The organism is Paenibacillus sp. J22P59 (genome assembly GCF_059383895.1).
This window is the reverse complement of the sequence record NZ_JBXENX010000010.1, coordinates 71276-88578: the sequence shown is the minus strand read 5'-3', so window position 1 is coordinate 88578 and position 17303 is coordinate 71276. Positions and strand designations below refer to the sequence as shown.

The following is a 17303-nucleotide window of genomic DNA, read 5'->3' as shown; positions in this document are numbered from 1 at the left end:
TCAAACGAAACTTTTTCCTGCTTGTTTACGTCTAAATAAAAAAAGATGCGGAGTTGATCAGAGTGCAGGTACTACAGTCAAAACGATTTGTAAGATTATGCGGTATGTTTACACTCGTAGTGGCATTAGTTCTATCGTTATTGGCCCCTATGTTGAACAATGTAATTCATGCTGCAAGCTCTACAGCAATAAAGCCAGTATACATAAGTGGAAATTCTTACGTTAAGCTTGAAAGCGCTGATATTATTCCAAGCAGCAAAGGAAGCACAGCGAGCTTTACTGTTACTTTTTATAATGGCGGATCTAGTTCGATGAACTTACAAGATTATTGGGCTAGATTGACTTCCGTAAGCGGCAATAAATATACTTTGCAATTATTAGATACTGATAAATCCAAAAAAAGCATTGCCCCAAAATCCAGTACAACATTAACTTTTTATAGTGAATTATCGAGTAATGTGAAACTATCTAATCTAGTTCTCAAGATTATTAAATTCGATTTTAGTGTTTCTGGTTACGAACGCACTATAGGGAAATTTATGTTCCCTAGCACTTATAATAATGACGTGAAACTATATGGTTACAAATCGGTTAAGATCAATAACTCAAGTGTAAATATGAGAATTAATAAGTCGACAATAACACCTTCAACTAAGGAGAATAAGATCAACATAGAAGTAGCTATGCGTAATACCGGACTATTCGATGTTACATTAACGAACTTCAAATTCTTCTTACAGTCTGCTTCTGGTTCCTTATATGAAGCAAAGATTAACAGTACAGATGCTACACAGGGAATTACTTTACGTCCACAAATATTAGAAACGGTTAAATTAAGTCTAGAGCTTCCTACAACGATTAAGACATCCGGTATGAAGTTGCTGGCCGTTCAGTCCTCTTCTGCTACGGAAGGCAAAGAAGCGATTAATGTACCTGTAGCGAGATTTCTCGTTAGTATGAAGGCCCCTACAGTAACAGGAACGGCTAATAAGTATGAATATACTAATGGGGACTATAAGTACGATATTTCGGTAGCTTCTATTCAGAAATATCCATGGCAGGATAACGATGTTGTTATAGGTAAATTATTAATAACGAATAAAGGTACGAAGCCTGCACCACTTCCTAAAATCACAGGAGCATTCTACGTGAATGATAGTGCTCAGATTGAAACTAAGCTGCTGCCACTAGGAGAAGAAATTTCAATTGCATCTAAATCCTCTGCAGAGGTGTATTATTATAGTACGGTTCCAAACAACTACAGCATTAACAATCTGAAGGTTAAACTATTTGAGATTGATGGAGAGAAGAAGACAGAGCTTGCGGATTTAAGAACCACTACTCCTTTGCTTCCAAAGATTATTACTTTGGGTAATAATCATAGTGTAGCAGCAAAAGGCGAGAAATTTGCCGCGCAAGTGACAGATGTACGTCTATATGATGGACAAACTAAAAACTTATACGCAGTATATATGGATGTAACGAACAAGCAAAACCGCCCTAAAGCTACAACTAAGCTTGTTGGTTATTTGGAGACAGCGAACGGCAATATTTATCAAGCAAAGCTTATCAAAACAACGAATGTTATTAATCCATCTAAAAAAGAACAAGTCATATTTACAGCCGAAATTCCTAAAAATGTGGATATGACTGGAGCCAAGCTCCTCTTAGGGCTAGCTTTTAATGATAAAGGCCTGGTCCACACTGATGAAGGTGAAGTTGTAGGCTTTATGGATGCAGCAAAATTCAACCTGCCTGAAGATAAGAAAGGCACGTCTGACTTGACGAATCTTCAATTCGGTCCGTATAAAGTTAGCTATACGTCGATCATTGCTCATTTACATGGCGAATTTAACGAAAATGTTACTATGAATCTTAAAGGAAATGTTACAAAGGATGAAGGCTATGACGGATACAGCAATAAGAAATTTACGATTGTACTTGAAGATGAGTCAACTAATAATAAGATGGTGGAAGTAGGATTTGAAATAGATGCAGCAACAGGCACCTATCTTTGGAAAACAGGAAGTAACTATACCGTAGTTAATGAAAATGTGTCGAAAAAATTAGTGTCCAAGACCTTTTCTTTCAATATCTATGAAGAGCTCAATGGCTACAAGAAGAAAATTGCTTCAAAAAACATTACTTGGTCGCCTTACCTGAACTGGGCAGATCCAGCTATAACTAATTAAGAGATTTCCACTAAAAGGGTAGACCAATGCAACGCAATCAGGTATCTTAGTTTAAGATACCTGATTTTTTTTGCAGGAAGGAGCAATAAGAATGAAAAAATGGATTACTAGAATTGCTGTAGGAGCCTTGCTTGTCACAGGAGGATTCGGAATTGCTTATTTGAACCCTAATGCGATAGATGCTGATAGCGTGTCTAGCGTGCCTGGGTCCATTGATGATCCCGTTGTAACGAAGAGCTATGTTGATGAGCAAGTGGCAAAAGCATCGGGTGGAGGGAAGCCTGAGGCTGGTACAGGGGGTTCCTCAACACTGGAGGTTGTCACTGTTCCGAACGGTAAGATATTAATCGCAGCAGATGGCGCTGAAATCATTGTAAGGGGCGGCAAGGCTGTTGCCTATAGTACCGATACGAATGGAATTGCTGATGTGACAGCAGGGAAAGATCTTAGTAAAGGAACTACTGTTCCTGCCAATCATTTGATTATATTTCCTCGAGGTGGTCGAGGCATCACAACAGATCCGGCGTACACGAAATCATTGACGGTTCTTGTTAGAGGAAGCTATAAGATTCAGTAAACTCTGCTGTATGTGCTATATTTTTCTCTATATGACAAAAGATTATACGCTTCAGAAATGGTGTGCGAACACACAATAAGGCATGTTCCTATATTCCTTGGAGGTGTCCTTATTATGAGTCGATCCAATAAAGTAGTTGTACCAGGAAGTCGTGCCGCCTTACATCAGATGAAGTATGAAATTGCTGCAGAATTTGGCTTAAGCTCCTCTTATGCAGTAAGTGAAGGTGAAGATACGGAATTTGCGAATGAGCTTGGTGCTTCTTATGCGGGTTCAAATCCTAGCGTACATTGGTCGGAGCTGTCAACTCGCCAAGCAGGATCAGTCGGCGGCGAGATTACGAAACGATTAATAGCACAAGCTGAGCAAGTGCTGCGCGGATATAATTAAGCATTAGATTAGCGAGTTAATCCATTGACACAAAGAGACATTTTCGGTATTATACTGAACTAGAGAGTTGTCTAACAACCTTTCCCACACGGGAAAGGTTCATTTTTTGTGTAGAACCTTTGCACTTATTAAATACTAAGGCTGTAGGAGGTAGATACGGATGTCATTAAAAGGTCGTCATTTATTTACATCAGAGTCGGTTACAGAAGGCCACCCGGATAAAATTTGTGATCAAATCTCGGATGCTGTCCTTGACGCATTCTTGGAGGCTGATCCTTATGCACGTGTAGCGTGTGAGGTATCGGTTGCAACAGGGCTTGTTCTTGTAATTGGAGAAATAAGCAGCCGCGCAGATTATGTTGATATTTCCGCAATTGCACGTCGTACGATCAAAGAAATTGGCTATACGCGCGCGAAATACGGTTTCGATTCCAGTACTTGTGCAGTACTAACTTCTTTGAACGAACAGTCCGCTGATATAGCGCAGGGTGTAAACGCTGCTCTAGAAAGCCGTGACGGTAAAGATGTTCAGCAAGAAAATGAAGATATCGGTGCAGGCGACCAAGGTCTAATGTTCGGCTTCGCGACGAATGAGACACCTGAGCTTATGCCTTTGCCAATCGCATTGTCGCATCGCATCGCTCGTCGTTTGGCTGAAGTTCGTAAGAACGGCACTTTAGAATACTTAAGACCAGATGGAAAAACGCAAGTAACGATTGAATATCTGGATGGCAAGCCTGTTCGTGTAGATACAATTGTTGTATCCACCCAGCACGCAGAAGCAATCACATTGGAGCAAATCCAAGCTGATATCCTTGAGCATGTTATTAAGCCAGTTGTTCCAGTTGAATGGCTTGATGAGAATACTAAATATTTCATTAATCCTACTGGCCGCTTCGTTATCGGCGGACCACAAGGTGATGCAGGCCTAACAGGTCGTAAAATTATCGTTGATACTTACGGCGGCTACGCTCGTCATGGCGGCGGCGCTTTCTCCGGTAAGGATCCGACTAAAGTTGACCGTTCGGCAGCTTACGCGGCCCGCTACGTGGCTAAGAATATCGTAGCAGCTGGTCTAGCTGACAAATGCGAAATTCAGTTAGCGTATGCAATCGGTGTTGCACAGCCTGTATCCATTAGCGTGGATACTTATGGTACGGGAAAAGTATCCGAAGAGAAGCTTGTTGAGGTTATCAGCAGCAACTTCGATCTTCGCCCTGCTGGCATTATCAAAATGCTCGATCTTCGCCGTCCTATTTATGGACAAACAGCAGCCTATGGCCATTTCGGCCGTACGGATATCGACCTTCCTTGGGAACGCGTTGATAAAGCGGACAAGCTTAAAGCAGAAGCTTTGGCTTAAATATAACTACAGAAGGCAAGCTCTGAATCTTTAAGATTCAGAGCTTGTTTTTTTATTTACCCTTAATTATTGAGGCCTTGAAGCCGACAAATATAGTACGAGTGTAAATTTTTAGGGAGTGAATGGAATGAGCCGATATTTTAAAAAGATAAGCCTTGTTTTAGTTGTTGTACTATTACTTCAAATTTCATTGCCAGAGTGGCTAACAATGTCGCAGCCTATTAAAGCGGCAGCCCTGGGTCCTGTTATTGTAAGCAAAAGTCCGGCCGATGACTTTCAAAGCGTAGCGCCAAGCGCTCAACTTTCCTTTACAGTTGATGAAAGCATTACAAAAGTAAATGGCTCGGCGTCCATAATTATTTATGAATACCAAACGAATAAGGTGTTCGAAAGCTTCGTAGTTGCCTCTAGTGGAGCAGTTACGATCGATTGGTCAGGAAGAAATGTAACGATACAACCAAGCAGACCCTTTCAAGTGAATACGGAGTATTATGTCATTATTGAGCCAGGCGCATTCGCTAACGTTTCTAACGGCGCAAATTTCAATGGAATTGCTACGACTTATGAGTGGAACTTTAAGACGGTCGTTCAAGTAGATACCATTCCACCTGTGCTTCAAGCTCATTCTCCAGCCCCAGGGGCATTGGATATACCTATTACGACATCGTTCTCAATGACTTTTGATGAAGGCATATATGTAGCTAGTGGAGATTTTCGTTTGGTATCAGATGTAACCCCTACTACCTATGATGATAGACAAATACCAGTTACATCTAATCAGGTGACAGGTAGCGGCTCCAATACCATTACGATTACACCATCAGTAGCATTATATCCAAATACGACATACACACTTTCTATACCAAATGGAGTTATTCAAGATAGTGCAGGAAATAAATATCCGGGTTATAGCTGGAGTTTCAAGACTGCTGCAGCTCCTTTGAATGCGGTTCAACTATATCCGGTCGATAATGCAACTTCGGTTCCTGTAGCCCAATCCTTTCAGATTAATTTCGACAAGGAAATAGCGGCGAATGTGGACGGAGTTGGAAGATATATTCATTTAGTACGTGTAGATGATAACTATGATGAGAAAATAAACCCTGCTGATACAACCAGAGTATCTATAAATGGATCGACTGTGACCATTACACCGCAGAAGATGCGAGCTAATACTGAATATTATATCCTTATTGATGCAGGTGCCTTCAAAAATAAATGGACGGGTGAATGGTTCCATGGCATCTCTAATGCCTCCACCTGGAATTTTAAAACAGATCCGGGAGATGAAACGATACCTCCTCTTGTGACTGGATTTGCTCCGGCACATAATGGCATAATAAATACGCTTAATTCAAAGCTTGAAATTACTTTTAATGAGCCTGTTTATCCGAATGCCGGGAATATTGAAATACGTAATGTTGTTAATAATGTATTATTTCGATCAATTCCAGTAACTTCAGACAATGTTACTGGTGGCGGTACGACTAAAATAACTATTGATCCAAATAAAGCATTATATTATGGAGATATTGCCAAACCATTTGTTAACAACTCGCAATATTATATCGTTATAGGGAATCGTGCATTCCGGGATGCTGCAGGTAATTTCTTTGCAGGGGTACCTGCTCAGGGATGGAACTTTCGTGTGACGCAGGATGCGATTAAACCAACTATAGTATCGACGTATCCTGTTAACAATACTTCAAACGTACTGACTAATAGTTATTTTGCTGTGGAGTTTAGTGAAACAGTAGTGAAAGGCGCAGGCTCTATCTGGATAAAACCTATTGGCAGTAAGACTGCACAAGATGTAAAAACAAATTTCCATGTGGATGGTACGAATACAAAATTAGTTTATATTACCCTGCCCGACGGAGTAACGTTGGAAGGCAACACTAACTATTATATGGAGATTTCATCAAATGCTATTATAGATTTAGCCGGTAATACGTTTAGTGGGATTCAGAATCAATACCAATGGGCTTTTAAAACGATCGGCAATGATACTGTGCCGCCAGCTGTAACAAAGCTGGAATACAGCGGAAGCACAATTACTATGACATTTAATGAAGACCTAAATGCTTCCTCTATTCCGGTGGTAGGCAACTTCTATATTACGGTAAATGGCGTATCTCGTCCCGTAACAGCTGTATCAGTCGCAGGAGCAACAGTCAAGCTAACGTTGTCTAGTGCCATTATTAATGGACAAATCGTCAAATTGTCTTATTCCAAGCCGGCGAGTGGCGGAATTCAGGATCTATTGCAGAATCAGGCCTTGGACATCTCTAATCGAGATGTAACGCCATTAGTGGATGCCACAGCTCCTGCATTAGTTAGCGGTTCGGTTTCCGGAAGTACGGTTACCTTGACGTTCAATAAAGAGCTGGCTACTGCAAGCAGCTATGCCTATCAACAGTTCAGTATTTATGTAGGCGGCAATTATTATAGTGCGAACTCGCTTTATACAAGCGGCAGAAATCTGACGTTAACTTTTAATGGGACCATAACGGACAGGCAAACCGCATACCTTACTTATTCGCCGAGTATTTATCCTATCACTGATACTGCTGGTGTTAAAGTCGCAGCATTCAGCAGCTATAGCTTGACGAACAACGTAGATGCTGTTGCACCAACAGTACTAAGTGCATATAGCAGCGGCTCTACGATTACGTTGAATTATAGTGAAAGCTTGAGTACAACCTCAGTGCCATATACAGGCTCTTACAGCGTGCTTGTAAATAATACATTGCGTGCAGTGACTCAGGTGGCCGTATCCGGTGATCGTGTAATACTAACACTCAGCTCATCAGTAGCAGCCCGTGATACGATCTATGTTACCTATACGTCGAGTTCGCCTAGAATAATGGATTTGGCCGGCAATGCGGCCTCGTCGTTCAGCTCGTTATATGCGCCAGTCGGCACTGGAACAGGCTCCTTGAACGGCGCAATTGTAAAAGGCAAGACATTAACCCTTACGTTCAATGAGACGTTGAATACGAGCTATGTTCCTTCTATTAATTATTTCGTAGTCATGAGTCAGAATGTCATGCTGTCCGTTGAAAAAGTCGCGATAAGCGGTTCTGTAGTTACATTAACACTGAGTGCCTCGCCAAAAATCGGTGAAGCTGTGTATATTACCTATTACACAAGCTCCAGTGGCATTCGCACGACAAGCGGAAAGACGATTGAAGGCTTCACATCCACATCAGTTGCTAACCAGACAACATTAATCGACTCCTTGAATGGGGATTACACAGAAGCTGATGGAGGTGGCATCGGACTAAAAACTTCCGCGGCTACGACGACTTCAGCTGTATCTCCAGCAGGAACGTATACGAATAAATATTCGATTTCGACACAACAAATCATTAATGCTTATGAAGCGGCCAGAAGTGCGGGTCTAAGTAAGCTGCGCGTTGTATTTAAGGTTCCGGATACCGAGCGGGCAGCAATCGTAGCTGTGCCTCTTAGTGCGTTGCAGAACGCTACCTACTATGGCAAAGGAGCAAGCTTTGCGGTTCAGCATAATGATATTACGTATGAAATTCCGATCAATTCTTTGAATTATTCGGAAATAGCCAGAATGCTAGGCTCAAGCGGAGTGGTAGGTGACCTTCTAATTAAGATCGATCAAGGGGGATCGAGTCTCACGAGTTCACTAACGTCTGCAATTAATCGTTTGAATGCATCCATTCTAGTAGGCCCTGCCCACTTTGAGGTTGCAGCAGCGTATGGAACGACGGAAAAGAAAGTAACAAGCTTCAGCGGCTATATAACCCGTTCTATGAAGACAGGAATGTCGGTAGACGCAAAGTCCTCAGCGGTTGTACGGTACGATCCTGAAGCTGGTGCATTGTCATATGTGCCTACGCTATTCACGACTACGGGCGGCAAGACGGTAGCCACCTTTAAAAGCAATAGCAATGGTGCCTATGCCTTAGTGAAAGGCTCTGCAAATTACTCGGATATTGGTAAGCACTGGGCGGGAACGACTATCCAGGCCTTGGCTCGCAAATATATTGTAGAAGGTCGTACGACGACCAAGTTTGAGCCTGAGAAATCAATTACACGCGGCGAGTTCGCGACGTATATTGCCAAAGGTCTCGGTCTCTCTGGCAATAAGTCTGCTGCTTCCAAATTTAAAGACGTTAATACAGGTACTGCAATGGCAGCCTATATTGGTGCTGCATCAGAAGCAGGCATTGTAATGGGGAACACGGACGGAACCTTTAAGCCTAATAGTCCGATTACGCGTCAAGAGATGGCGGTCATGATGACTCGTGCGGCAGCTACAGCAGGAGTAACAGTAACACTGCCTTCATCCGCTTCATCTTATTTGCAGAAATTCAATGACCGCAGCAAAATCAGCAGCTGGGCGAAGAATGATGTAGCTAAAGCGGTGTACACTGGGGTTATTACTGGAAAAACAACGACCACCTTTAGCCCGACGACCAATGCTACTCGTGCTGAAGCCGTTGTTATGATCAAGCGTTTGTTGGAATCAGTTAATTTTCTTGATATGTAATAGATAAGAAGGACAGGCAGCCCTCGATCATGGATGATCGGGGGCTGCCTCTTTGTTATATGCTACTGTCGCGCAGCATTAATAATTATTAATTTTTCTCAGACGGAACTTTTCTTCCAATCCAGTAGTCTATAATAAATAGACTGATAGATGGGAGAGTTGTAAAAACCATGCGCAAGATAGAGAACAACTATGGCCGACATAAGAATAAGAATAAATTAGGCAAGAAATTAGTGATCGTCATGCTAGGAGGAACTTTACTCATCCAACCGCTTGCTTCCGCTATTCCACTTAGCTTTAATCCGATTAAAGCGGGAACGGTTGCCGCGGCAGCAACGAGTCCGAAGCTAAGTCTGTTACAGCAGTCCTACATAACAGCAGGAGCACAAAAAATCGATTACCTATGGACGACTACGAGAAACGGGAAGTCAGCGAAGGCAAACGTTCATGTTATTGAGATTGATCTTTCGAATCCTCATGTGCAGTTAAACACGATGAGCGGTCGTAACAATAATGTAGGTAAGCTTAATACAGTTCTGAACATGACTAAGGAGAACGGTGCGGTAGCAGGCATTAATGCAGATGTGTTCATTATGAACACAGAAGGCTCGCCTATGGGCGCACAGGTTACGAGTGGCAGTTTAATTGCCAGCCCTATGCAGCTAAAGGGAATGTATGCTTTTGCAGTCGATAAGAACCGCAAGCCGATCATTGACAGCTATACGTTCAATGGAACGGTGACGTCTGGAACCGGAGTATCCTTCAAGCTGGCCGGTATGAATCAGTCCGCCAACTTTCCAGAGGTCGGTGGTGCGAAGTATAGCCATGTGAACACGCTATATATGTATACCAGTGCCTGGGGCGGCGCAGAGCGCCCTAAAAACTCGGGTGCAACGCCAACAGAGGTGCTTGTACGCAATGGCGTCGTGGAGCAGATTTCGGAGAAGGCTCCTTTGAGCGGCAGCATCCCTAAGGATGGCTATATTTTAAGAGGGCATGGAGATGCAGCTAAATTTATTACAGCGAATCTGCAGGTAGGGCAATCCGTGCAATCCGATTATTCGCTAACCTCTCAGACAACAGGCCAGAAGGTAGATCCTTCTTCATTCGAGATGATGGTAGGAGGCCATACTATCTTAGTGAACAACGGAGCAGCAGCAGCTTTCTCACGTGATATTACGGGTGTCAGCGGCTCCTCTTATGTCTCTCGTTCTGCTGTAGGCTATTCTAAAGATGGCAAAAAGGTATACCTCATAACAAGTGAAAAGTTCGGCGACAGCTCAGGTATTAACCTCAAGGAGCTGCAGCAAATCATGGTGCAGCTTGGTGTCTATAAAGGAATTAATCTCGATGGCGGCGGTTCTACGACAATGATCGATCGCCCACTCGGAGAAACAGCCGTTCAGCTATCCCATTCCACCCAATATAATACGACTCAGCGCAGTATTTCCAATGCTATAGGTGTATTTACGACAGCCCCTAAAGGTGAGCTGAAGGGCATTACGATCAGCGGCTCAAGCGTACTGTTTATTGGTCAGAAAGCTTCCTATTCGGTAAAAGGTTACGATACTTATTACAACCCGTACACGGTTGATGCCTCGAATGGACAATGGAGCAGTTCAAAAGCCGTTGGTACCATTAGCGGCAATACGTTCACAGCTACTAAGGCCGGTAAAACGACGATCACCGTTAAGTCAGGATCGGTCACAGCGAAGCAAGAGATTGAAGTAATCGGGGCTGAGCAAATAGCGAGCCTCAAGATTGATACGGCAGCCGGCGTGCTTGCGAAGGGTGCTACTGTATCTATACCCGTAACGGTGACACTCAAAAACGGTAAAGCATATAAATTATCAGGAAACTCTTTGAAATGGGAATATACAGGCTTCAGCGCAACGCAGAAGGATAATACGATGACTGTCCAATCCGTAGAGTCTGGAGCAAAGAACGGCTATGCAATTGGACGCTATGATGGTTATCCGACGATGCTGCCTTTCACGCAAGGAAGCACGGAGAAGACACTGGAAACATTCGAGAATGTCGGTTATGCAATCACATCCCAGGTGACCCCTGCCGCTACGACTACCGGAAGCGTAAAGCTTGTCTCGGATTTCCCGGGACAAAGCTCAGGAAAAGCACTTCAAATTACCTATGACTTTAGCTCAGGAACTGGGACCAAAGCTGTGTATGCCGTGTTTAACGGAACAAGTGGCAAGACGGTCGAGGGTTCTCCTACTAGCCTGACTCTTGATGTTCATGGAGATGCGAGCTTGAATTGGCTACGAGCGGAATTTACTGATGCGGCTGGAAAAGTCCACTTGGTCGATCTGGCTAAGCAGGTAGATTGGAAGGGCTGGAAATCGGTAAAAGCGGACCTTTCTTCTTATGGGATGCAGTATCCAGTGAAGCTGAAGCGTGTGTATGTCGTCACGATAGCTGATGGTCAGGATGAGAGGTCAGCAACAGGGACTATCGGAATTGATAACCTGAAGCTGCAATATCCGGGATCAACTGTAGCCAAGGAAAACAAGAAAATTGAGATGACGATAGGCAAGAAAAACGCTTCTGTCGCTGGTAAAGCGATGACGCTTGATGTTGCTCCTCTTGAGCTTAAAGGTACCACTTATGTACCAATTCGCTTCGTGTCGGATGCCATGGGCGCTACATTGAAATGGGACAATAAGCTCAATCGGGTGACCGTTCTGAATGGCTCTCAAATGGTAGAAATGTTCATAGGGAAAAAGGAAGTTGTTGTAAATGGCGCGCTATCTGACACTGAGGTTGCACCAATTATAAGGAATGGAAGGACGCTCATTCCTATTCGTTTATTCTCTGAAAAACTAGGTCTAAAGGTGGGTTATGAGAATAAAACGAAAAAGATTACCATTGATTAAGTGTGGACGTCAAGCCTCCAAAGTGTGGTATGATAGAATGGTATAACCTGCTATGAGAAAGGTTGCCGATCCGTCGTGGACCAACATATAATCGATATCAACCGTGTTATTTCCAATGCGGTCTCCGTTATGGAGGACAGTAAAATTCAAATTTTCGAAATCTGTGAAACAGCTCGGGCCGAGATGGAAGCACTTGGACAAGAGCTTGAGATCGTGCTCCAAGAAACGATTAAGACGATTGAAAAAGTGGATCAGCTTGAGAAGGAGTATAGAAATGCGAGAATCCGGCTGACGGAGGTCAGCCGGGATTTTGTCCGATATAAGGAAGAAGATATTAAGACAGCCTATGAGAAAGCAACGCAAATCCAGCTTGATCTTATGGTATACCGCGAGAAGGAAGCTTATCTGAAAACACGCCGAGACGATCTGCAGAAGCGAGTGCGCAATGTGGAGCTGTCTATAGCACGTGCAGAGACGATAGCCTCGCAAATTAATGTGGTGCTGGAGTATTTATCCGGCGACCTGAACCAAGTGTCGCGAATTCTGGAATCAGCCAAAACTAGACAAATGATTGGTCTCAAAATTATAGTAGCTCAGGAAGAGGAGCGGAAACGAATTTCGCGAGAAATTCATGATGGACCTGCTCAATCGCTGGCCAATATCGTGTTGCGGACTGAAATTGCAGAAAGAATGTTGATTAAGAAGGAATTTCAACTAGTGCAGGACGAATTAATAGATTTGAAAGGCCAAGTACGTTCAGGCCTGGAGGAAATCCGCAAAATTATATTTAACTTGCGGCCGATGGCATTGGATGATTTGGGTCTAGTTCCTGCGATTCGGAAGTTCGTGCATGACTTTGAAGAAAGAACCAAGATACGTACTATATTTGAGCTGACAGGGAAAGAAGTTCGGATGCCGTCTCCAATAGAAGCAGCTATTTACCGTCTGGTGCAAGAGGCTTATACGAATGCCCACAAGCACGCAGGCGCTTCATTTGTTACATTGGAGGTAGCTTTCTCGCAGGAGAGAGTTACGATTGTCGTTACGGACAACGGGGTAGGTTTTCAAAGTGAACTTGTTGAGCATCAAGCAAGCAGTAACTCCCATTTTGGTCTAATCGGCATGCGAGAGCGGGTGGATCTTCTCGAAGGGAGGATGGAAATCGACTCAAAAATCGGACAAGGGACGAAAGTTATATTTCATATCCCTATTTCAGCAGAGAATAGAAAGGAGTAAGATGACGAATGAATTCAAATACACCAACCGCTAAACACAAAATTAGAGTGTTGCTAGCAGACGACCACCAGCTGTTCCGTGAAGGATTAAAGCGAATATTGAATATGGAAGAAGATCTTGAAGTGATTGGTGAATGTGGAGATGGTATTCAGGTACTGGAATTTTGCAATCATACTGTACCGGAGATTGTACTCATGGATATCAATATGCCGATTGAGAACGGTGTCGTGACGACTGAGCGGTTAAAGACGATTTTTCCCGATGTGAAAGTCATTATACTGTCTATTCATGATGATGAGAGCTACGTGTTCGAGACGCTTCGCAAAGGAGCGACAGGCTACCTGCTCAAGGATATGGAAGCGGAGGCGCTTATTAATGCAATCCGTTCGGTTGTAAATGGCCATGCCTACATACATCCGAAAGTAACGGGCAAGCTTATTAATCAGCTTCGCAGAATGACTTATTTGGACGAGATGGGGGTTATTTCTGGAGCGGCAGCTGCGCAGGAGCCAGGCGTGAAGTTTATCGCTGGAGAAGACAATCCGCTGACACGTCGTGAAGCAGAAGTACTTCGATTAATGGCCGAAGGCAAGAGCAATAAGTTGATAGGAGAATTTCTCTTTATTAGCGAGAAGACCGTCAAAAACCATGTCAGCAGCATTTTGCAAAAGATGGAGGTTGACGATCGGACGCAAGCGGTTATTCAATCCATTAAGTTCGGTTGGGTAACGCTATAGCTTGCCTTTGATGTTGCTTTATAGCAGCGTTCAGTGATTGTTCTTATACATAAAGATAGATCCCGTGTCGGTGATACGGGATTTTATTAGGTAAGGCATCTCTGAGTAACGAGAGCTCGCATATCAGTCTCTATTTTATAGACCTCCTCTTTACACATTTATAAGCCTCGTCCCATTTGCCCGGAACCACTGGGCTTCTAGCGGCATATATTGTAGCAAAGAGGAGGTGGCCGCTATGATTGGAGTAATGCTAGTTGTTGTTGGCTGCTATGCTTTAGCTGCGGCATCGGTCCATTTGGTCTACTGGTTGAAACGCAATAAAGTGAAGGCAAGCAAGCATTATGTGCTTGTTGCTCATGATCAGCATATGCGCTTAGAATGGTTTGTTCGTTCGTTTTTTACATTTTCCCGCCGTATGGGAGCAGAAGTGAAGCTGACCGTAGTAGATGAAGGCTCGATGGATCAGACAACAGCGATCGTGGAGCGGCTTGGTCGGGACGGAAGCCTAATCTCTGTACACGCAGGCGAGTCTGCGAGGGATGAAGAAAATAGATGCGGGAGAAAGCCAGATCAGACTAACGGGGACAAATCGCTTCACTTACTGTGGTTGCTTCAATCGGAAGGGATTGTAGCATCAGCGGATAAGGCGGTTCTGATTGATTTGCAGAATCCGGCGGATTTGTCGAAGGTACCATTTTAGACTATACTATGAGTAATGAGTAATGAATGATGAAAGATTAATTGTTTCGGAGTGAGGCACACCCGTATGACGCAATTTGCGTCTGGGTGTGCTTTTTTGTCGTTTCCACTGATGTTGTGAGATGAAAAGGAGGGAACTGGATGAAGGCTTATGTTTATCTGGTACGGCTGTCCCATCAATGGCATGTAAATGTCACTATTATGCCGACCATAGATCGATGCTTCTGGTTGGGAAGGGAGTGGCAGGCTGTTATTAGGGAATTGCATGACAGAAGGAAGGGTATTGCTGGGAAGAACGGAACCGCGGAAGAACTGGAGGAGTATACGCATGGGCAATTAGCGCAAATATTGCTGCTGTGGAGAGAAGCCCTTCCTTTAGGCGATGCATGCCGGGTTAAGGAGCTGTGGGAGCAAGCTTGTATTTCGAATGATAGAAAGAAGAGTGGGATAGGAAGCTGGGTGAATGAAAGAAATAAGAGAGAAAGCGGATCGGATGAACAAAATAAGGCAAGGAGAGAGTGTGAACGGGATGAACAAAATAAGGCAGGGAGAGAGATTAGGTCGAATGAACAAAATAAGGAAAGGAGAGCAAACAGGTCGAATGAACAAAATAAAATAAGGAGAGAGAGTGAATCAGATGAAGAAAGTAAGACAATGAGAGAGTGTGGATGGGATGAACAAATTAAGATAAAAAGAGGGAGTAAACCGAATGAGAAAAATAAGACAAGTTTAGGGAGCAGACTGCTTTTGAGGCTGTCTATGCTTATTCTGCGGCTGGAGAATAGCGGTGAGGAGTTTGTGAGGGATGAGGAGATGGTGCAGAGCCATATAGAGGAGAAGGAGCAGCAGCGTATGAAGGACATTGAGCTGCGCTGTATAGAAGAGATGGAGCCGCTGGGCCTGCTGGCGGCTTGCATAGAGCAAGCGTGCCGCGAGGCGGCAAGCGGCGTGCTTGGAGGGCGCGTTCGCCCGGGAGCGCAGACAGGCGATAGCCTGCGCGCGAGGGTGGAGCGCTGGTCGCGAGCCGACAGCGAGGAGGGAGGCGAGCGCAGCGGGCTGGAGCGCGCGAGGAGCCGCGCGGAGGCTGAGGCGCTTGCGGCCGCTGCGAAGCAGGCCGCAGGCGCTTTGCAGGGGCGTGCGCTGCTTCGCAGCGAAGCGCATGCCCTGCTGGGCTGCGCCGCCGCCGATACGGGCAGCGTACTGCAGTTGGCGCAGCTGCTAGGCTGGCTGCGCTGGCAGGGCGCTGTCGCCGCCACAGCTGGGCGGCGCGGCAAGCGCCAGTGCCGCTGCTTGCGCTGCGGCAGCAGCGAAGCGCACATGCACCGCACGCTATGCTCGGCTTGCGGGCGCATGTGCGCGTATTGCTCGGCTTGCCTCGCTATGGGGCGCAGCCGCGAATGCGAGCTGCTTGTATTGGGCCGGCCTGCCCAGAGCAGGAGCAGCCTAGCACCGCTGCCCCCAGCAAGCCTCGGTCGCTGGGGGCTTAGTCCCGCTCAGGCTGCAGCCACTGAAGCGGCGCTCCGCTTCATGGAGGCTTCGCCTCCTCCTGCTGGGGCTCTGCGAAACTTCTTATTATGGGCAGTCACCGGAGCGGGCAAGACTGAGATGATCTTCCCGCTCGTTGAATCTATACTGCGCCGAGGCGGCAGGGCACTCATCGCTACGCCGCGCAGGGATGTGGTCATTGAGCTTGATCCTCGGATACGAAAGGCCTTTCCTTTGGCGACAGTTGTCACTCTATATGGAGGGAGCGAGCATCGCTGGGAAGCGGGTGATATTACCATAGCCACAACCCACCAGCTAATGCGCTTTCAGCAGATGTTCGAGCTCGTTATTATCGATGAGCTTGACGCCTTCCCTTATGTGAATGATCCCATGCTGCATTATGCAGCAGAGCAATGTGCGGCACCTGATGCGGTTAGGCTGCTTCTCTCGGCCACACCACCGCTTGAGCTTCAAAAGCTGGCCAAGCGTGGAGCATTACCTCATGCCCGTGTGCCAGTAAGGTATCATCGCCAGCCCTTGCCAGTACCTGGACTGCTCCACACGCCAACTGTGAAGCAAATGCTGGCTGCCAGAAAGCTGCCGGCGCCTATGTTGAAGGCAATGAAGCATTCCCTCGGACGCGGAGCGCAATTATTTGTTTTTGTGCAGCGAATAGCACAAGTAGAGCCTATGGCACTCTTATTACGCAGAATATTACAGCTTGAGAAAGTGGAAGGCACATCCTCTCAAGATTTGCAGAGAACCGATAAGGTGGCGAGATTTAGAAAAACCGAGATAAGAGTACTCGTGACGACAACCATTTTAGAGCGTGGTGTGACTATCCCCCGAAGTGATGTTTATATTCTGGATGCTGATGGACGTTTATTCGACGAGGCATCACTGGTGCAGATGGCAGGCCGGGCTGGGCGCTTAGGGGATGATCCTCATGGTTTTGTCTATTTCTGTGGCAGGGAGCGCACGCAAGGACAAATGGCTGCTGTTCGCCATATTCGAACCATGAATAGAATTGCTCGCAAACAAGGATATTTTTAAAAAAATCGCTAAGGAGGTGTTTCTTTGTTCCCAGCCTTTCTAGCCAAGCTGCTTAAACGTTCATCCGGTGAGGTAGGGCGCGCCTTGCAGTTGCTTTCCCCTGTCAATAATGCTTGCCCGATGTGTGGGAGCAGCTATAGGAATGATCAATC

General features: G+C 45.2%; 10 protein-coding genes. All 10 read left to right on the top strand.

Going from position 1 to position 17303, the window contains the following annotated elements; genetic code table 11:
- Nucleotides 1-104: 104 nt before the first annotated feature.
- The 10 genes from AC50YO_RS18190 (at nucleotide 105) to AC50YO_RS18145 (ending at nucleotide 17151) form a co-directional block, all read left to right on the top strand.
- Nucleotides 105-2192: a COG1361 family protein gene (locus AC50YO_RS18190; RefSeq protein WP_494849396.1), complete on the top strand. Its 2088-nt coding sequence runs from the start codon at nucleotides 105-107 to the stop codon at nucleotides 2190-2192.
- Between the two features lie 91 nt (nucleotides 2193-2283).
- Nucleotides 2284-2769 carry a hypothetical protein gene (locus tag AC50YO_RS18185; protein WP_494849395.1) on the top strand — a complete coding sequence of 162 codons (486 nt, stop codon included), beginning with the start codon at nucleotides 2284-2286 and terminating at the stop codon, nucleotides 2767-2769.
- A 114-nt stretch (nucleotides 2770-2883) separates the two neighbouring features.
- Nucleotides 2884-3159, top strand: coding sequence for an alpha/beta-type small acid-soluble spore protein (locus AC50YO_RS18180; RefSeq protein WP_494849393.1), 276 nt, complete (start codon nucleotides 2884-2886; stop codon nucleotides 3157-3159).
- Between the two features lie 160 nt (nucleotides 3160-3319).
- Nucleotides 3320-4522: a methionine adenosyltransferase gene (gene metK / locus AC50YO_RS18175; protein ID WP_494849391.1), complete on the top strand. Its 1203-nt coding sequence runs from the start codon at nucleotides 3320-3322 to the stop codon at nucleotides 4520-4522.
- 127 nt (nucleotides 4523-4649) lie between these two features.
- Nucleotides 4650-9050, top strand: coding sequence for an Ig-like domain-containing protein (locus tag AC50YO_RS18170; protein ID WP_494849389.1), 4401 nt, complete (start codon nucleotides 4650-4652; stop codon nucleotides 9048-9050).
- A gap of 170 nt (nucleotides 9051-9220) precedes the next feature.
- On the top strand, nucleotides 9221-11941 hold the full coding sequence (locus tag AC50YO_RS18165) for a stalk domain-containing protein (RefSeq protein ID WP_494849387.1): 2721 nt from the start codon (nucleotides 9221-9223) through the stop codon (nucleotides 11939-11941).
- Between the two features lie 75 nt (nucleotides 11942-12016).
- Nucleotides 12017-13177, top strand: coding sequence for a sensor histidine kinase (locus AC50YO_RS18160; RefSeq protein WP_494849385.1), 1161 nt, complete (start codon nucleotides 12017-12019; stop codon nucleotides 13175-13177).
- Nucleotides 13178-13185: 8 nt separating this feature from the next.
- Nucleotides 13186-13914, top strand: coding sequence for a response regulator (locus AC50YO_RS18155; RefSeq protein ID WP_494849383.1), 729 nt, complete (start codon nucleotides 13186-13188; stop codon nucleotides 13912-13914).
- 235 nt (nucleotides 13915-14149) lie between these two features.
- Complete coding sequence (locus AC50YO_RS18150) at nucleotides 14150-14614, top strand: hypothetical protein (protein WP_494849381.1); 465 nt, start codon at nucleotides 14150-14152, stop codon at nucleotides 14612-14614.
- Nucleotides 14615-14754: 140 nt separating this feature from the next.
- Nucleotides 14755-17151 (top strand): ATP-dependent helicase ComFA, encoded by a 2397-nt coding sequence (locus AC50YO_RS18145; protein ID WP_494849378.1) that lies wholly within the window; start codon nucleotides 14755-14757, stop codon nucleotides 17149-17151.
- The last annotated feature ends 152 nt before the right edge of the window (nucleotides 17152-17303 follow it).